This is a genomic window from Plantibacter flavus, from assembly GCF_051487245.1.
GTDB classification, from domain to species: domain Bacteria; phylum Actinomycetota; class Actinomycetes; order Actinomycetales; family Microbacteriaceae; genus Plantibacter; species Plantibacter flavus_B.
In genome coordinates this window covers 369,907-387,442 of record NZ_JAHVDH010000001.1, presented here as the reverse complement: position 1 = coordinate 387,442, position 17,536 = coordinate 369,907, and the positions used below count along the sequence as shown (strand labels likewise).

The window sequence follows — 17,536 nt, the reverse complement described above, 5'->3', positions numbered from 1 at the left end:
CGTCACGCGTCCCGCTGCCAGAAGATGACCTTCCGACGGGCGAGGCGCACCAGAGCATTCAGGGTGATGCCGAGCGCAGACAGGATGATCAGCAGCGCGAACACCGCCGCCGTCTGCATCGCCCCCTGCGCCTGCAGGATCAGCACCCCGAGCCCGTGCTGCGCGCCGACGAACTCCGCGACGATCGCACCGATCATCGCGTTCGCGACTGCGAGCTCGAGGCCGCTGAAGATACTCGGCAGTGCTGCCGGGATGAGCAGTTTGCGCCGGATCTGCCCGCGACTGGCACCGTTGGCCTCGAACAGTTCGACCTGGTCGCGATCCACGCCTCGGATCCCGTGGATCGTGTTCACCAGGACAGGGAAGAACGCCAGCAGCACCACGACGACGATCTTCGACGGCATACCGAAGCCGAACCAGATGACGAACAGCGGCGCGATGGCCACCTTCGGGATCGACTCGATCGCGACGATGTACGGGAAGGCGATCGCGTAGGCCGTCGGGAACTGCGCGAGGAGGATCGCTCCCACGAGCCCGATCGCAACACCGATCGCGAGGCCCGCGAGGACCTCCCCCAGCGTCGTTCCGGCGTTCGAGAGATAGCGCGGGAAGGCTGCTGGGTCGACGAGTGCCTGGATCACGTCCGACAGGGCCGGCACCACGTAGCTGGGCGTGCCCGTCAGCCCGGGCAGGAACTGCCACGAGAGCAGGATGACAGCAGCCACGACGACACCACCGAACACCACTGTCCGACGGTTGCCGGCCGGACGGGCACCGGCGGACTCCGCCCTCGGCTTCCCGGTCGTCCGCAGCGGTCGCTGGAGGTCCTGAGCGGTCATACTGTCACCTCGAAGTAGGTCCGGATGTGCGAGCTGAGGTCGGCGAACTCACTCGAGCCGAGCAGGTCCAGCGTGCGTTCCCTGCCGAACGGGATGTCGATCACATCGATGATGCGGCCGGGGCGCGGGCCCATGACGATCACGCGCTCGGCGAGGAACACCGCCTCGGGGATGCTGTGCGTGATGAGCACCGCGGTCTTCGAGGTCTCCCGCCAGATGCGGTTGACCTCGACGTTCAGGGCGTCCCTCGTCATCGCGTCGAGGGCTCCGAACGGTTCGTCCATCAGCAGGACCTCCGGTTCGTGCACCAGGGCCCGGCAGATCGCCGCGCGCTGCTGCATCCCGCCGGACAGCTCATGCGGATACTTGTCGGCGAAGTCCTGGAGGCCGACCATGGCGAGCAATCCGAGCGCGTGCTCCCGCTCGGCCGTCCCGACCTTGCGATGCAGCTCGACCGGGAGCAACACGTTCTCCAGGATGGTGCGCCATGGCAACAGCGTCGGTTTCTGGAACACCATGCCGACATCGCCCCGCGGCGTGCCGATCGGCGCACCGGCGATCGTCGCCGTGCCGGAGGTGAAGCCCGTCAGACCGGCGAGGATCTTCAGCAGAGTCGTCTTGCCGCACCCGCTCGGTCCGACGATCGCGACGAACTCGCCGTCCGCGATGTCGAGGTTCACGTCGGACAGCGCGTGCACGTCACCCGTCTTCGTCGGGTAGACCTTCTCCAGATGCGAGATGGAGATGAGTGGGGCGCTCATCGATCGAGTCCGTAGACGTCGCGCAGGTTCTGATGGAGGACCCGCTCGGCGAGCCAGCTGGCCTGACGGAAGGACCACAGACCCGAGGCCCGACCTGCTGACAGCGCCGCGTCGAGCGCCACCCGCCCACGACGGGTGCCGGAGACGTGGAACTCTGGCGAACCGGTGTCGGTGCCGAAGATGACCTTGTTCGCCGGCAGCACCTCGAGCCACTCCTGCAGCATGCGATGGAGGGCGTGCTCGTGGAGATAGGGCATCCAGGAGAAGTCGACGAACACGTTGCCGCGTGCCTGTGACATCGCGGCGAGCGCCTGCCCGTACGGGAAGCCACCGTGGATGAGGATGACCTTCAGCCGGTTCAACGCCGGAGTGTCCAGGAACTGCTCGAGCAGCATGGGGTTCGCTCCCGTGAGCTTCAAGCCGGGCTCGGTGTGCCCCATCCCCGTGTGGATCTGCATGGGGAGCTCCCGCGTGGCTGCGTGGCCTGCGATCTCGTACACGAGGAAGTCCGCGAGTGTCCGGTGGTCGACGGTGTCGATGTCCGAGCCGGCGGCCTCGGCCGCACGCAACCGCCCGTAGGCGGCAGCCGCATCGGCCGGCGTGGTACGTCGGAACTCGAGCGTCCGCACGTACGCGGAGGCGATCTTCAGACCGACGGTGCCCGCGTGCTGCCGACGCGTGATCGAGCCGAGCACGAACGCCCGGTAGTCCTCGAACTCCTCCGGCGGGGCGTCGAGCCCCGCCGTAGCCAGGAGCCCGTCGAGGATGGATCGGAACACCCGACGGAACTTCCGGGAATCCTCCGCCCGGTCCACGATCGGTGGGTGCCCGAAGGGGAACAGGTAGGGGTCGATCCGCGCGATCGGCTTGTAGCGCGCGGCCGACCACACCGTGTCGTCGATCGCCGGGATGTCGGTGAGGACCTGCTCGGTGCCGGAGAGCAGGAGTGCCCGATCGTAGAGACCAGCGAAGTCGGTGCGCCGCTGCTCGACGCTCGCTTCGATGAGCGCGGCCCGGGAGCCAGTCCCGTAGAGCGCCTCCGTCCCCTCCGCGAGCGACGCGGCGTGCACCGTCGTCGACTGGAAGCGGATGCTGTCCGCGATGAGGCCGGGGATGTCGAACTCGGCCTCGATGGCGTCGACACGGTCCTGGTCGTGCACAAGCACCGCCTGGTTGTAGGCGACGTAGACCTCGTGCGGCACGTTCGCCTCGACATGGCCCATCGCGTACTCGCGTTCGTACCCGTCGAATCCGTGCAGGTGCTCCCCCGGCCGGACGTAGCCCGCGTGGGAGTGGTGGTCGATCGCTGGGACGTCGGCGCTCCAGGTCAGCTCGGTGGCGCTCATTCGCCATCCTTCCAGGCCGTTGCGGCGTCGATGACGTCCGCCGTGTCGAAGTCGTTGATGCGCTCGACGAGCTCATCCGTGTACAGCGTCTCCGGATCGACCGGGCTGTCGATGATCCCGGCTTCGAGCGCGAAGTCCGCCCACGCCACCGCGGCTTCGGGCGCGTACGCGCCGAACGATCTCGTCTCGACGGGGTCGCCGGCAAGCAGGAGTTCGATGCGGCGTTCGAGTGCGATGACGTCGGTCGCGAGCTGGTCGGCCTGGTCGGTACCGGCGATCCGCGTCTCGGGGAAGTCCTCGTACATGATCGTCAGAGCCGCCTCGGGGTTCTCCGGGGTGAACAGCGTCGCCTTCGCCATCGCCCGGCCGAAGCCCGCAGCCTCATCGGCGTGCTCCTCGAGGAACCCGGTCGTGGTGAAGTAGCTCGTCGAGAAGAGCGACTCGACCTCGGGCGTCGTGAAGTACCGGAGCTCGACACCGGTCGCCTCCATGGCCGCATACTCGGTGTCCCACAGGGAGAGCGCGTCCACCTGGCCGGTCTCGAGCGCCTGACGAGCCGCTGCGCCCGTACCGACGGCGAGGTTCTGGAAGTCCGTGTCCGCTTCGAGGCCCTCGGTGTGGAGGATGCCGTTCGACAACAGCATGTTGCTCGTGCCGAGACTCGCCTGGCCGATCACCGCGCCCTCGAAGTCACCGATCGTCTTGATCGGACCGTCGGCGAGCACCGCGATCGAACCGGTCTGCTGCCGGATGTAGTTGTACATCAGGACGAGGTCGTCACCGTTGCCCTGCGACTTCGCCTGCAGGATCGGCTCGGGCGGAGTGCTGCCGATCTCGAGCGAACCGGAGTCGATACCCTGCACGATCGACGTCGCGTCCTTCGTGTGGACGATCTCGACGGACAGCCCCTCGTCCGCGAAGTACCCGAGACGCTGGGCGACGGCCATCGGGGAGTTGTTGGCGCCCATCTGGGTGGGCAGACCGAAGCGGATGGTCGTGAGGGCTTCGCCGTCACCGGCGGCCGGGGCGCAGCCGGTGAGGACGAGGCCGGCGAGGACGACTGCGGCGACGGATCCGCCGAGGCGCCGTGCCGGAGTGGCGGGCTGGAGCGTGGAGCGCTGGTGCGTGCGGTGCAGTGGTCCGTTCATGTTCTGGTCCTATTCAGCCGGTGTCGGTGACGGCTGCGGAGCGACGCCGGATGGTGGGGTGACCACCCAGAGCGCCTCTCCGACCGTGTCGCCGATGTTCGTGATCATGTGGGGGGTGGACGTGCGGTAGTCGAGGCTGTCGCCGACCTCGAGGACGAACTCCTGGTCGAGGAGCCGGAACAGGAATCGGCCCTTGAGGATGACGACGACCTCATGGGAATCACCGTGGACGTAGTTCTCATCACCGACGGCCATGCCTGGCTCGTACTCGGAGACGAGGACCTCGACGTCGGTCGCCGGTGCCCGCGTGATGCCGAAGTGACGAACGGCCGACGAGGTCGAGTCGAGTTCCGGGCGGTCCGCTTTGCGGAGGAGTTCGCCGCGACGAGGGGTCGCCTCGAAGAGCTCCATCCACTGCAGCCCGAAGACCGATGCGATGGCTCGCACGGTCTGCAGGCTGGCGTTCGCCTTGCCGGTCTCGATCTGACTGATGTAGCCGGCACTCACCCCGGCACGCGAAGCGAGCTCTCGTGTCGAGATCCCGCGGAGCGTCCGCAGGTCCTTGATCCGGCGGCCGAGGGTGATGCCGTCGATGTCGTTCACGTGGTTCCCTTCCCTCAGTAAGCACTTTGCTTACTGGGAATGAACACAACGTATACTGCGTGCGTGTCGAAAGGAAGACCCTCGTGTTACGGCCGTGTAAATCCGCTCCTGAAGGCGCGGAACGGGATCAGACGGAGGGCAGGGCGGCCTGCGCATCGGACGTCGAGACACCGGTCGCGGTCAGCAGGTCGACGAGATACGGGCGGACGACGAGCACGAGCGCCTGCTCCGAGACCGAGCTGTCCGGCAGCATCGCCACCGGATCGAGGTGCTTCGCGATCTCCAGGAGGGACTGTCGGGCGACGGGTTGCTGAGCGACATCACCGATCGACTGCGAGAGCACGCCGAGCGCGACCGAGACCCGTGCGAGAAGGTCTGCGAGCACCGGGCGCGCCGCCCCGTCGCGGGACACGTAGTCGATCCGCCGAGCGATCACCCGGAGATTGCGGGTCGCGAGATCCATACCGGACAGCATCGTCCGCTGCCGGTCGAGGTCGAACACCGCTCCACGGAGGAACGGCGAGATGCGGGCGATCGCGAGCCCAGAGTCGAGGGTCGCGCGCCAGCTCTCGAGCGCCGGCTGCGTCGCTCGTGCCCGAGCGAGTGCGCGGTCCGCCTCCTCCACATCACCGAGACGGAGCGCCGCGACCAGCGAGGCCAGGGTCCGCACATGCTCATCGATGAGTCGCTGCCCGTCGCGTCGCGCGCCACGACGCGGGTCACGCGGGATCAACGCGGTCGCGATCAGCGCGAAGACGCCGCCGATCAAACCGTCCAACGTCCGGACGAACGGACCGCCATCGGGCACCGGCAACAGCATCACGAGCACCGACTGCACCGCTGCCGCGATCGCGAAGGACGCCGCGGGCGAGAGGAAGCGGGCCACGAGCAGGGTGAGCACGAGGGCGATCGCGAGTTGCCAGGTCCCCTGCCCGAAGCCCAGGAGCAGCACCTCGGCGAGCGCGATGCCGACGCTCATCCCGACGGCCGTCTCGAGAACCCGGATCGGTCGGGCGTCGCGAACGAAACCGAGGCTCGAGATCGTCACCGTGACGGCGAGGAGCGGGACGGCATGGCCGAGCACGTAGTGCGCGAAGGCGTACGCGGCGATCGCCGTGACGCTGACCTGCAGCACCGCCGGAATCGAGCCCACGAGACGATGCCAGGCGTCGCCGAGCGCGATGCGTCGACGGACCGCGACGGTCCAACGGTCGGCACGAGCCTCCGCGTCGTGGGGCCCGCCCTCGCCCACCGGGGTCAGCGCCGGACGGCGCCGAGCCGCGGCAACCGGGGGACGTTCGCCGTCGCACCGGCGTCCGCCGGCACCACGATCTCCTGAGACGCGGCGACGGCGATGCCGTCGGCGTCGACCTGCAACACTGCGGCCGGGTCGGTGGACCGTTTGATCACGGCGAGCGCGACCGGGCCCAGTTCGTGGTGGATGGCACTCGAGGTCACCGCGCCGACGGGCTTCCGCACGACGTCGTCTCCCTCGCCCTGGACGAGGACGACGGTCGAGCCCGCGGGAGGCAGCACGGAATCGGAACCGTCGAGCAGCAGCATGACGAGGCGACGCGGCGGGTGGCCGAGATTGTGGACCTTGGCCACGGTCTCCTGACCGCGGTAGCAGCCCTTGGTGAGGTGCACGGCGGAGCGCAACCAGTCGAGTTCGTGCGGGATCGTGCGGTCGTCGACCTCGGCCTGCAGGCGCGGGCGCCAGGCGGCGATCCGGAGCGCCTCGGCTGCGAGCGAACCGGCTGCCGCGACGGAGCCGGACCGGACGGACGCCGCAAGCTCCTCGAGGCGCTCACGCTCGACGAGCGTCTCGGTCCAGGACCACGACGCCGCCGGGTGCTCACCCGCCGCGTACTGGTGTCCGCCGACGGCCACGCGTGCCCACGGATCGTGCCACACGAGCGGTTCGCCGTTCGGCTGCGCGGCGTCGACCTCGAGGCCGCTGGACGCACCGATGACGGCGTACGCGTCCGTCACGATCTGGACCTCGACCCGCAGCATGAACCGCATGCGGTCGAGCCAGGCGTGCAGCGGCGCTGCATCGGAGGCCTCGGTGATGAGCCAGGTGGTCGTGCCGTCGTCGAGCACCTTCACGGCATGCTCGATACGGCCGCTCTGGTCCAGGAACAGGGTCTCGGTGGAACCGCCCGAGGGGAGCGACCGCAGGTCCTGGCTGGTGATCGAGTGCAACCAGCTCAGGCGGTCGGGCCCGGTGACCGTGACGATGCCGCGATTCGAGAGGTCGACGATGGCCTCACCGCGTTCGATGAGTCGCTGTTCCACCGTGGGGTTGCCGTAGTGCGACGGCACGCCGTGATCGAAGCCGTCTGGCTGTTCCACAGCGCCGGGCAGCGCGAGGAACGGTGAACCGGCCACGTCAGTCGGCTTTCGCGAGGCGCGCGGAAGCGTGCGTGCGCAGGTCCTGCCCGAGCGCGGCGATGTCCCACGCCCACAGGAGGTGGTTGTCGACGAGACCGTACAGCCGAGTCGCCGCCGCGTATTCCTTCGCGCCAGCCGTCCGCACGACGGCGTCGGTCGCGAGGTCGATGCGGGGGCCGTCGATCTGCCCGAGGTAGAGCTCGCTGACACCGTTCGGATGCACGATCGAGACCTGCAGCGGGAAGGCGCCGGTGGAGGTGCGGAGCGTTTCCACGGCCTGGGCCGAGCCGAAGGGGCGCGGGCCGTCGCCGGGCAGCATGCCGGGACCGGGGTCGCCTTCAAGCAGTGGACGCTCCAGACGCCAGTAGCCCGTCTCGGTGACGAGGGGCTCGGGCACGCTGATCGCCGTCGCCGCAGCGAGCGCGGCAGCTTCGTCGGGCGCCGAGGCCGGGGAGTCGTCGTCCGCCAGGGCGTCGGCGTCCGTCGTCGACGCGCCTTCGGCGTCAGCAGCGGGTTGCTCCGGAAGCAACCACGTGTAGGAGTTGTAGTTCAGGTACGGGAGGCCATCGTGGCTGAAGCTCACGCGCTGACCGAACTCACGGGTGACCGTCTCGTCACCGATCTTGTAGTCGATGACTCCGGTGCCCTCCCAGACGCCGATGAGCCAGGACAGCGGGACGAGTTCGCTCGGCAGGCCGGTCGGGATCTCGATCATCGAGCGGGCCCGGACTAGCGCTGACCGCGGTACAGGTTCTTCAGCACGACCACGGCGGTGAACGCGATGGCGAGGCTGGCGAGGACGAGCAAGCCGATGAAGAAGATTTCGAGAGCGAGCAGCATGAGGGAAGTCTACCCCGCCGCCAGAGCGATGAGTCCATACACAGCGCCGCCCAGGGCGAGGATGATGACCGCACCGGTGACGCTCGTGGACATGCGGTCGACGAAGCCGACCTTCTGTCGTGTGAGCAGTTGGGCGGAGAATGCGGCGAGCGTGCACAGCCCGAGGGTGGCGGCGAGACCGAAGAAGGTCTCCCCCGCGCTCCAGACCACGCCGGAGACGAGGACGCCGATGAGCGCCAGTGCCCAGATGGACACGACGCTGATCCAGCGCAGCCGGGGGGAGAGAGTGGTATCGCTCACGCACCCATTGTCACAGAGCCGACGCCCGCGGGCCACCCGAGCAGCGCCCGTGCAGCGGTGGACTCCACACGTCGCCTAATATGGTTCCAAACTCAGTCGGGAGGATGCGCGTGGCGCAAATTTTGGTCTTGACCTCCATGGTCGGCACCGAGGTCCTTCCATCCCTCGGACTCTTGAGCCACCGCACCCGTCAGATTCCAGCGGATCCCGCGCAGCTCGTGAACGCACCGAGCTCGGACCTCGTGCTCATCGACGCCCGCCAAGACCTCGCGAGCGCCAAGTCCCTCTGCAAGATCCTCGGGGCCTCCGGGCTCTCCGTGCCGCTGCTCCTGATCCTCACCGAGGGCGGCCTCACCGCGGTCAGCGCCGACTGGGGCGTCAACGACGTCATCCTCGAGTCGGCGGGGCCCGCCGAGGTCGACGCGCGCATCCGGCTCGCCATCGGTCGGGCCTCCCAGGAGCACTCGGCGAGCAAGATCCAGGCCTCCGGTGTCGTCATCGACGAGGCCAGCTACTCCGCGAAGGTCCACGGCAAGCCGCTCGACCTCACGTTCAAGGAGTTCGAACTGCTGCGGTTCTTCGCCACCCACCCCTCGCGCGTGTTCACGCGCGAGCAACTGCTGAGCGAGGTCTGGGGGTACGACTACTTCGGCGGCACCCGCACGGTGGACGTCCACGTCCGCCGCCTGCGCGCGAAGCTCGGCGACCTCGAACAGCTCATCGGTACGGTACGCAACGTCGGCTACCGCTTCAACGTCTACGAGGACGACCATGCCCCGGCTGACCCTGTCGGTTCGTAGCGTCGAGGACGCCCACACGCGGAGCCAGCTCGATCACCTCGTGCGGACGGCGACGCTGATCGATGGGCAACCCCCGTTCAGCGACCAGGCACTCATCGACGTCGCGTCCGGCGCCCGGACGCTGATCCTGGCCGTCGAGCCGCAGGATCCGCCGGTCGACGCGGCCGACTTCGCGGTCGTCGGCGCAGCCGTCGTCGGGCACGGCGAACTCGAGTTCGTGATCGAGCCGGAGTGGCGAGGACACGGCTACGGGCGGGCTGCGCTCCGCGGCGTCCTCGACAACTGCCCTCCGGGTGTCCGGATCTGGGCGCACGGCGATCACCCGGCCTCGCGCGTCCTCGCCGAGGAGTTCGGCTTCTCCCCCGTCCGCACCCTGTTGCAGCTGCGGCTCACCAAGGCACCGGCGAACCGGGCACTCGCTGCGACGGCCGGCCACGCCGACGTCACGATCGCGCCGTTCCAGCCGGGCCACGACGAGGCGGAATGGCTCGAGGTCAATGCGCTCGCCTTCGCCTCGCATCCGGAACAGGGTCGGATGACCATGGGCGACGTCCTGGCGCGCGAGACCGAGCCGTGGTTCGACGCCGACGACTTCCTCCTGGCGAGAGGCCGTGACGGCGACCTCCTCGGCTTCATCTGGTTGAAGATCGAGGACGGCCTCGGCGAGGTGTACGCCGTCGGCGTCCACCCTGCAGCCGGTGGCCGCGGTCTCGGCCGTCTGCTCATGGAGGCCGGGCTCGCCCGCCTGCGGGAGCGCGAGGTCGACTCGGTGTCGCTCTACGTCGAGGCCGACAACGTGCCGGCCGTCTCGCTCTACCGCTCGCTCGGATTCACCGACCACACCGTCGACGTGCAGTACGCCCGCACCGCGCGCTGACCGTCCCCCACAGGCTCGCACCCGGGACGCATTTACACAGTGTTCACCGCAGTCGTCGCGGGCACCGCCGTCACGGTGTCATGATGAAGGCATGCCAGCAGACCCAACCGTGCTCGATGTCGGCCTCGATGGAGACGACGAGGACTTCGACCCAGCGTTCGAGCGGAACGACCCGGCGCTTCCCGAGCACCGCTACCTCGACCGCGAGTTGAGCTGGCTCGCGTTCAACCAGCGTGTCCTCGAACTGGCCGAGGACCCGGCGCTGCCCGTCCTCGAGCGGGCGAACTTCCTCGCGATCTTCGCATCGAACCTCGACGAGTTCTTCATGGTGCGGGTCGCAGGGCTGAAGCGACGCATCCTCACCGGGCTCGCCGTCCCCACCAACATCGGCCTCGCGCCCACCGACGTCCTGAGCGACATCTCCGAGAAGGCGCACGTGCTCCAGGAGCGCCACGCCCGCGCATGGCACGACCTCGTGCGCCCCGACCTCGCCGAACGCGGCGTCACGGTCGTCACGTGGGAGAGCCTCGACGCGGCCGACCGCGACTACCTCGGCGATTACTTCAGCAACCAGGTCTTCCCGGTGCTCATGCCGCTCGCGGTCGATCCGGCCCACCCGTTCCCCTACATCTCCGGACTCTCGCTCAACCTTGCGGTCCGCGTGCGCAACACCAAGACCGGGCGCGAGGAGTTCGCCCGCCTCAAGGTGCCGCAGATGATGCCGCGCTTCGTCCGTGTCGGTCGGGAGGAGCGCCGGAGCGCCACGCTCGACACCGCTCCGAGCGCCCGCTACATCGCGCTCGAAGAGGTCATCGCGAACCACTTGAGCCACCTCTTCCCCGGCATGGAGATCATCGACCACCACGTCTTCCGCGTCACCCGCAACGAGGACGTCGAGATCGAGGAGGACGAGAGCGAGAACCTCATCCAGGCCCTCGAGAAGGAGCTGCTGCGTCGCCGGTTCGGCCCGCCCATCCGTCTCGAGATCACCGATGACATGGACGACGTCACGCTCGGTCTCCTCGTCCGCGAGCTCGACATCACCGAGCAGGAGGTCTATCGACTCCCCGCGCCACTCGACCTCGGGGGCCTCTTCAGCCTTGCCGGGATCGACCGCCCCGACCTCCAGTACCCGAAGCGGGTTCCGACCACGGCGCTGCAGTTCCAGCCCGACGAACCGAACGGCAAGCCCGACCTCTTCCGGTCCATCTCCCGCGAGGACGTCCTCGTCCACCACCCGTACGAATCCTTCGCGACGAGCGTGCAGGCCTTCATCGAGCAGGCTGCGGCAGACCCGCACGTGCTCGCCATCAAGCAGACGCTCTACCGGACGTCGGGTGACAGCCCGATCGTCGAAGCACTGATCGACGCGGCGGAGGCTGGCAAGCAGGTCCTCGCCCTCGTCGAGATCAAGGCACGCTTCGACGAGCAGAACAACATCACCTGGGCCAGGAAGCTCGAGAAGGCCGGCGTGCACGTCGTGTACGGCCTCGTCGGGCTGAAGACCCACTGCAAGCTCGCGCTCGTCGTCCGCCAGGAACGCGGTGTCCTGCGTCACTACAGCCACATCGGCACGGGCAACTACAACCCGAAGACGAGCCGCATCTACGAGGACCTCGGTCTGTTCACCGCCGACGACCAGGTCGGCAAAGACCTCACGCGGCTCTTCAACGAACTCTCCGGCTACGCGATCGAGAAGAAGTTCAAGCGCCTGCTCGTCGCACCGCGTCACCTGCGCAAGGGGCTCCTGAAGCACATCGAGCAGGAGCGAGCGAACGCCGAGGAGGGAAAGCCCTCCGGCATCCGCATCAAGGTCAACTCCATGGTCGACGAAGCGATCATCGACGCGCTGTACCGTGCGAGCCAGGCAGGCGTGCCCGTCGACCTCTGGGTCCGCGGCATCTGTGCGCTGAAGCCCGGTCAGCCGGGCATGAGCGAGACGATCAGAGTGCGTTCCATCCTCGGTCGCTTCCTCGAGCACTCGCGGATCTTCTCGTTCCACAACGACGGCGACCCGCACGTGTTCATCGGCAGCGCCGACATGATGCACCGGAACCTCGACCGCCGGGTCGAAGCGCTCGTGCGCCTCACAGACCCGACGCACCTCGCCGCGACGTCCGCGATGTTCGAGCAGGCTCTCGACGAGCAGACGTCCTCCTGGTGGCTCGACGCCGACGGTGTCTGGACGCGCCACGCGGTGGACGCGGATGGCCGACCGCTCACCGATCTGCAAGACTCGCTCATGCTCGAGACCGCCGCCCGTCGGCGTCCGAGGATCCGTCGCTGACGGATCGGCACCACCGCAGGCACGAGCACCACGACAACGAGGCAGCAGTTATGACGACGACCACGGCAATCTACGCAGCGGGCGCGGTCTGCTGGCGCCTGATCGACGGCAAGGTGCACCTCCTCGTGATCCACCGCACCGTCTACGGCGATGTCACGATCCCCAAGGGGAAGGTCGACCCCGGTGAGTCCCTCGCCGAGACGGCCGTCCGCGAAATCAAGGAGGAGACCGGCCTCAGCGTGCACCTCGGTGTGCCGCTCGGCGTCTCCACGTACCCGTTGTCGAGTGGGCGCGAGAAGATCGTGCACTACTGGTCCGCTGAGGTGACCGATCAGGCGATCCGCGAGAGCACGTTCATCCCGAACGGAGAAGTGGCAGCGCTCGAGTGGGTCACCATCAAGCGGGCACGGAGCTACCTCAGCTACGAGCGCGACGTCGAGATCCTCGACGCCTTCGCCGCTCTGGTCGACGAAGGCGTGACGGAGACGTTCGCGCTCATCGTGATGCGCCACGGCAAGGCGACGTCGCCCTCCGAATGGCCCGGAGACGACGCGACGCGCCCCCTTGCGCCCCGCGGCGTCAAGCAGGCTGCCGGGAACGTGCCGACGCTGTTGGCGTTCGGCCCCCGCCGGATCGTCACGAGCACTGCGGTGCGCTGTGTGAGCACTGTGAGCCCGGTCGCCGCGGCTACGGGGATCGAACCGAAGCGTACCGACCTCATCAGCCAGGACGCCTACGAACGGGGCGAGTCGGACGTCCGTCGTGTCGTCGGTCGCCGTGTCCGCGCGCTCAAGACCGCGATCCTCTGCAGCCACGGCCCGGTGCTCCCGGAGATCCTCCACGAGATCGCGCTCGCCACGGGCACGACTCGCGGCTCCTACCTCGGCAGCGCCGCCGCACTCGACACGGGCGCGTTCTCCGTCGTGCACCTCTCGCGCACCAACCCGAGCTCCGGCATCATCGCCATCGAGACGCACGAAGCCCGCGTCTGAGCCGTCCCGCAGCCCCTCGACGGGATCGGCGTCCCATGCGCCGTCACCCGTCCGAGGGTGGTTTCGTCGCGCCCGCGCTCAGCACGCAACGAAGCCGTCGACATCCGTTCACCCGCTGTTTACCATCACGGGGGATGCTCTTCATGCCACGTGGTTAGCGTCACTGACGAGCCAGCACCGGCTCGCACCCACACCAATGAATGGACATCCTGTGAAGTACTCACGTTTCGGCCGCGTCGCGGTCGTGGCAGCAGTCGCAGCCCTCGCCCTCACCTCCTGTGCAGCCAACGAAGGTGGAGCAGCATCCACCACCGCAGCGACCAGCGACCTGTCGGGCAGCCTGGCCGGGAGCGGCGCTTCGTCGCAGGGCAGCGCTCAGGAGGCATGGGTCGCCGCCTTCCAGACGTCCAACCCGGACGTCACCATCAACTACTCGCCCGACGGCTCCGGCGCGGGTCGCAAGGCGTTCATCGCCGGCGGCGTGCAGTTCGCCGGTTCCGACTCGGCACTGTCCGACGAGGAGCTCACCAGCACCTTCGCTGCGTGCGCCGCGGACACCAAGGCGATCGACCTCCCCGTCTACATCTCGCCGATCGCGATCATCTTCAACATCGACGGTGTCAAGGAGCTGAACCTCGACGCAGCGACGACCGCGAAGATCTTCGCCGGCCAGATCACCACCTGGGACGACGCAGCGATCGTCGCCCTGAACCCCGACGCGAAGCTGCCGTCGACGGCCATCACCGCTGTGCACCGTTCGGACGACTCGGGTACGACGAAGAACTTCGCCGACTACCTGAACAAGAACGCTCCCGACGTGTGGACCGCTGAGCCGGCCGACACCTTCCCGTTCCAGTCCGGTGAGGGCGCCAAGGGCACCTCGGGTGTCGTCGACACCGTCAAGGGCGGCACGGGCACCATCGGCTACGCCGACGCTTCCAAGGCCGGCGACCTCGGTGTCGCGAAGATCAAGGTCGGCGACGACTTCGTCGAGTACAGCGCCGAGGGTGCTGCCGCCGTCGTCGAGGGCTCGCCGCTCGTCGAGGGCCGTGAGGCCAACGACATCGCGATCAAGCTCGACCGCGAGACCACGGACCCGACGCACTACCCGATCGTGCTCGTGAGCTACCTCATCGCCTGCCAGGAGTACGCGGACGCCAAGGCCGCAGACCTCGTCAAGGCGTACGCCGGCTACATCGCCAGCGACGCCGGCCAGGAAGAGGCAGCGAAGTCGGCCGGTGCTGCGCCGCTCTCCGCTGACCTCGCCAAGAAGGTCCAGGACGCGATCGCGACCATCAAGTAGTCCACAGCGTCGAGCGTGCCGGGTCCTCCCCGGCACGCTCGACCTGCTTCATCCGCAGCACCAGCACCACCACCCGAAGCACCACCACCATCGCATCGAGAGAACGGGAACCCATGGCTGTCGAGGCCCTAGCTGCGAGACCCAAAGCCAAGCAACGTGCGGGCGACCGCGTCTTCTCCACGCTGTCCGTCGTCTCCGGATCGCTCATCCTCGTCATCCTGGCGGCGGTCGCGATCTTCCTCATCGTCCAGGCGTTCCCGGCCCTGACGGCCGACTCCTCGACCTTCACCGGCGCTCCGACGAGCTTCTGGGCGTACGTCGGCCCGTTCGTCTTCGGCACCATCTGGGCCGCGATCCTGGCGCTCGCCATCGCCGTCCCGCTGTCCCTCGGGATCGCCCTCTTCATCACCCACTACGCGCCGCGCCGCCTGGCCGTCGCTCTCGGCTACGTCATCGACCTCCTGGCCGCCGTGCCCTCGGTCGTGTACGGCCTGTGGGGCGCTCTGGTGCTCGCTCCCTTCGTGCAGCCGTTCTTCGCCTGGCTGTCCGAGAACCTCGGTTGGATCCCGCTCTTCGGCGGGACCGTCTCGGGTACCGGTCGCACGATCCTCACGGTGGCCCTCGTGCTCGCGGTCATGATCATCCCGATCATCACGGCCATCTCCCGTGAGATCTTCCTGCAGACGCCGAAACTCCACGAGGAGGCTGCTCTGGCGCTCGGCGCGACGCGCTGGGAGATGATCCAGATGGCGGTCCTGCCCTTCGGGCGCCCAGGCATCGTCTCGGCCTCGATGCTCGGCCTCGGGCGCGCTCTCGGCGAGACCATGGCCGTCGCCCTCGTACTCTCCCCCGCCGCCGTCTACTCGTTCTTCCTGCTCACCTCGAGCAACCCCAACACGATCGCTGCGAACATCGCACTGAACTTCCCCGAGTCCTTCGGCATCGACGTGAACAAGCTCATCGCCACCGGCCTGATCCTGTTCATCATCACCTTCGTCGTGAACTTCATCGCCAGACTCATCGTCAACCGTCGTAAAGAATTCTCGGGAGCGAACTGATGACCGCCACGACCGACCGCGCTCAGGCGACCATCGCCACGCCGTTCACGAACTCGCTGACCGCCGGCAAGCTGCCGAAGTACGCCCCGCTCACGATCCTCGCCGGCAGCCTCATCGTCTCGGGGCTCATCTTCCTGCTCATCCAGCAGTCCAGCGCCGACAAGAGCTACAACGTGCCGGGTGCCGTGGTCCTGGGTGCCGCACTCTACGCGGTCGTCGTCTACGGCTCGTCCCTCCTCATCGAAGGTCGGCGCAAGGCGAAGGACCGTCTGCTCACGACGCTCGTCACCGCCGCGTTCGTCATCGCGCTGCTGCCGCTCATCTCGGTCGCCGTCACGGTGATCTCCGCTGGCGCCGCCCGCTTCGACCTCAACTACTTCAGCCTCTCGATGCGGAACGTCGTCGGTGAGGGCGGTGGAGCACTCCACGCCATCACGGGGACGCTCCTCATCACGCTCGCCACCTCGATCATCTCGATCCCGATCGGCATCCTGACGGCGATCTACCTCGTGGAGTACGGTCGCGGCCGACTCGCACAGGGCATCACCTTCCTCGTCGACGTGATGACGGGTATCCCCTCGATCGTCGCCGGTCTGTTCGCGTTCGCGCTCCTCGCGATCTTCTTCGGCCCGGGCGTGCGACTCGGCATCGGTGGCGCCATCGCGCTGTCGCTGCTCATGATCCCGGTCGTGGTGCGCTCGAGCGAGGAGATGCTGAAGCTCGTCCCGAACGAACTCCGCGAGGCGTCCTACGCGCTCGGCGTGCCGAAGTGGCTGACGATCCTCAAGATCGTCCTGCCGACCTCGATCGCCGGCATCATCACCGGTGTGACGCTCGCCGTCGCCCGCGTGATCGGCGAGACCGCCCCGCTGCTCATCATCGCCGGCTTCACGCAGAGCATGAACTACAACCTCTTCGACGGCCCGATGATGACCCTCCCCGTGTTCGTGTACACGCAGTACGCCAACCAGGGCACCGACGGCGCCTCCTACGTGGACCGCGCCTGGACGGGCGCGCTTGTCCTCATCCTCATCGTCATGGCGCTGAACCTCATCGCCCGACTCATCGCCAAGATCTTCGCCCCCAAGTTCGGCCGCTAGGCCGCGAGCAAAGGAACCCCGTGTCCAAGAGCATCGAAGTCAACGACCTCAACGTCTTCTACGGCAGCTTCATGGCTGTCGAGGGCGTCTCCCTCCAGATCCAGCCCCGCACGGTCACCGCGTTCATCGGCCCGTCCGGTTGCGGGAAGTCGACCTTCCTCCGCACGCTGAACCGCATGCACGAGGTCATCCCCGGCGCTCGCGTCGAAGGCGACGTCCTGATCGACGGCAACAACCTCTACGGCCCGGGCGTCGACCCGGTGCTCGTCCGTCGCCAGGTGGGCATGGTCTTCCAGCGGCCGAACCCGTTCCCGACGATGAGCATCAAGGAGAACGTGCTCGCGGGCGTGAAGCTCAACAACCGCAAGATGTCGAAGTCCGACCAGGAATCCCTCGTCGAGCGCTCGCTCCAGGGTGCGAACCTCTGGAACGAGGTCAAGGATCGCCTCGACAAGCCCGGTTCGGGTCTGTCGGGTGGCCAGCAGCAGCGCCTGTGCATCGCGCGTGCCATCGCGGTCTCCCCCGACGTGGTCCTCATGGACGAGCCGTGCTCGGCCCTCGACCCGATCTCGACCCTTGCGATCGAGGACCTCATCGAGGAGCTCAAGCAGGAGTACACGATCGTGATCGTGACCCACAACATGCAGCAGGCGAGCCGAGTCAGCGACAAGACCGCCTTCTTCAACATCGCGGGCACTGGCAAGCCGGGCAAGCTCATCGAGTACGACGACACCACCACGATGTTCTCGAAGCCCTCGGTCCAGGCGACCGAGGACTACGTGTCGGGTCGCTTCGGTTGATCTGAGCCCCACATGCAGAAGTCCCGTCCGAGTGATCTCGGGCGGGACTTCTGCATATGCCCTTCACCGGCTGAGGGACCGGTCGCGG

At 67.7% G+C, this 17,536-nt stretch carries 17 protein-coding genes; 8 read left to right on the top strand and 9 right to left on the bottom strand.

Annotated features, from left to right (window positions below):
• Positions 1–2: 2 nt before the first annotated feature.
• The 9 genes from KXS11_RS01775 to KXS11_RS01735 form a co-directional block, all read right to left on the bottom strand.
• Positions 3–839, bottom strand: a complete 837-nt coding sequence (locus KXS11_RS01775; RefSeq protein WP_437383729.1) for an ABC transporter permease — start codon at positions 837–839, stop codon at positions 3–5.
• Positions 836–1,600, bottom strand: a complete 765-nt coding sequence (locus KXS11_RS01770; RefSeq protein ID WP_437383728.1) for an ABC transporter ATP-binding protein — start codon at positions 1,598–1,600, stop codon at positions 836–838. Before KXS11_RS01770 ends, KXS11_RS01775 begins: the two co-directional genes overlap by 4 nt.
• Entirely contained in the window at positions 1,597–2,946 is a 1,350-nt protein-coding gene (locus KXS11_RS01765) for an amidohydrolase family protein (protein ID WP_437383727.1), read from the bottom strand. Before KXS11_RS01765 ends, KXS11_RS01770 begins: the two co-directional genes overlap by 4 nt.
• Entirely contained in the window at positions 2,943–4,094 is a 1,152-nt protein-coding gene (locus tag KXS11_RS01760; protein ID WP_437383726.1) for an ABC transporter substrate-binding protein, read from the bottom strand. Before KXS11_RS01760 ends, KXS11_RS01765 begins: the two co-directional genes overlap by 4 nt.
• A 9-nt stretch (positions 4,095–4,103) precedes the next feature.
• Positions 4,104–4,697 (bottom strand): helix-turn-helix domain-containing protein, encoded by a 594-nt coding sequence (locus KXS11_RS01755; RefSeq protein ID WP_437383725.1) that lies wholly within the window; start codon positions 4,695–4,697, stop codon positions 4,104–4,106.
• A 127-nt stretch (positions 4,698–4,824) separates the two neighbouring features.
• On the bottom strand, positions 4,825–5,949 hold the full coding sequence (locus KXS11_RS01750; protein WP_437383724.1) for an FUSC family protein: 1,125 nt from the start codon (positions 5,947–5,949) through the stop codon (positions 4,825–4,827).
• A gap of 5 nt (positions 5,950–5,954) precedes the next feature.
• The gene (gene ygfZ / locus KXS11_RS01745; protein WP_437383723.1) at positions 5,955–7,088 is read right to left on the bottom strand and encodes a CAF17-like 4Fe-4S cluster assembly/insertion protein YgfZ; all 1,134 of its coding nucleotides are present in this window, start codon (positions 7,086–7,088) and stop codon (positions 5,955–5,957) included.
• Between the two features lies 1 nt (position 7,089).
• On the bottom strand, positions 7,090–7,806 hold the full coding sequence (locus KXS11_RS01740) for an FABP family protein (protein ID WP_437383722.1): 717 nt from the start codon (positions 7,804–7,806) through the stop codon (positions 7,090–7,092).
• A 134-nt stretch (positions 7,807–7,940) separates the two neighbouring features.
• Positions 7,941–8,231 carry a hypothetical protein gene (locus tag KXS11_RS01735; protein ID WP_437383721.1) on the bottom strand — a complete coding sequence of 97 codons (291 nt, stop codon included), beginning with the start codon at positions 8,229–8,231 and terminating at the stop codon, positions 7,941–7,943.
• A gap of 110 nt (positions 8,232–8,341) precedes the next feature.
• Between KXS11_RS01735 and KXS11_RS01730 the strand changes: the two genes are divergently transcribed.
• The 8 genes from KXS11_RS01730 (at position 8,342) to pstB (ending at position 17,448) form a co-directional block, all read left to right on the top strand.
• On the top strand, positions 8,342–9,031 hold the full coding sequence (locus KXS11_RS01730) for a response regulator transcription factor (protein WP_437383720.1): 690 nt from the start codon (positions 8,342–8,344) through the stop codon (positions 9,029–9,031).
• Positions 9,003–9,908, top strand: coding sequence for a mycothiol synthase (gene mshD / locus KXS11_RS01725; protein WP_437383719.1), 906 nt, complete (start codon positions 9,003–9,005; stop codon positions 9,906–9,908). Before KXS11_RS01730 ends, mshD begins: the two co-directional genes overlap by 29 nt.
• A gap of 91 nt (positions 9,909–9,999) precedes the next feature.
• Positions 10,000–12,195 carry an RNA degradosome polyphosphate kinase gene (locus tag KXS11_RS01720; protein WP_437383718.1) on the top strand — a complete coding sequence of 732 codons (2,196 nt, stop codon included), beginning with the start codon at positions 10,000–10,002 and terminating at the stop codon, positions 12,193–12,195.
• A 50-nt stretch (positions 12,196–12,245) separates the two neighbouring features.
• A complete protein-coding gene (locus KXS11_RS01715) occupies positions 12,246–13,187 on the top strand; it encodes an NUDIX hydrolase (RefSeq protein WP_437383717.1) in 942 nt (313 codons plus the stop codon).
• Positions 13,188–13,398: 211 nt separating this feature from the next.
• Positions 13,399–14,490, top strand: a complete 1,092-nt coding sequence (gene pstS, locus KXS11_RS01710; RefSeq protein WP_437383716.1) for a phosphate ABC transporter substrate-binding protein PstS — start codon at positions 13,399–13,401, stop codon at positions 14,488–14,490.
• A 113-nt stretch (positions 14,491–14,603) separates the two neighbouring features.
• Complete coding sequence (pstC, locus tag KXS11_RS01705) at positions 14,604–15,548, top strand: phosphate ABC transporter permease subunit PstC (RefSeq protein WP_437383715.1); 945 nt, start codon at positions 14,604–14,606, stop codon at positions 15,546–15,548.
• Complete coding sequence (gene pstA, locus KXS11_RS01700) at positions 15,548–16,648, top strand: phosphate ABC transporter permease PstA (protein WP_437383714.1); 1,101 nt, start codon at positions 15,548–15,550, stop codon at positions 16,646–16,648. The genes pstC and pstA overlap by 1 nt, the downstream gene beginning before the upstream one ends.
• 20 nt (positions 16,649–16,668) lie before the next feature.
• Entirely contained in the window at positions 16,669–17,448 is a 780-nt protein-coding gene (gene pstB, locus KXS11_RS01695; protein WP_437383713.1) for a phosphate ABC transporter ATP-binding protein PstB, read from the top strand.
• Positions 17,449–17,536: the final 88 nt, after the last annotated feature.

Coding starts and splice junctions, on each gene's coding strand:
- KXS11_RS01775 (WP_437383729.1), bottom strand. CDS start 839: ATGACCGCTCAGGACCTCCAGCGACCGCTGCGGACGACCGGGAAGCCG.
- KXS11_RS01770 (WP_437383728.1), bottom strand. CDS start 1,600: ATGAGCGCCCCACTCATCTCCATCTCGCATCTGGAGAAGGTCTACCCG.
- KXS11_RS01765 (WP_437383727.1), bottom strand. CDS start 2,946: ATGAGCGCCACCGAGCTGACCTGGAGCGCCGACGTCCCAGCGATCGAC.
- KXS11_RS01760 (WP_437383726.1), bottom strand. CDS start 4,094: ATGAACGGACCACTGCACCGCACGCACCAGCGCTCCACGCTCCAGCCC.
- KXS11_RS01740 (WP_437383722.1), bottom strand. CDS start 7,806: ATGATCGAGATCCCGACCGGCCTGCCGAGCGAACTCGTCCCGCTGTCC.
- mshD (WP_437383719.1), top strand. CDS start 9,003: ATGCCCCGGCTGACCCTGTCGGTTCGTAGCGTCGAGGACGCCCACACG.
- KXS11_RS01720 (WP_437383718.1), top strand. CDS start 10,000: ATGCCAGCAGACCCAACCGTGCTCGATGTCGGCCTCGATGGAGACGAC.
- KXS11_RS01715 (WP_437383717.1), top strand. CDS start 12,246: ATGACGACGACCACGGCAATCTACGCAGCGGGCGCGGTCTGCTGGCGC.
- pstC (WP_437383715.1), top strand. CDS start 14,604: ATGGCTGTCGAGGCCCTAGCTGCGAGACCCAAAGCCAAGCAACGTGCG.
- pstA (WP_437383714.1), top strand. CDS start 15,548: ATGACCGCCACGACCGACCGCGCTCAGGCGACCATCGCCACGCCGTTC.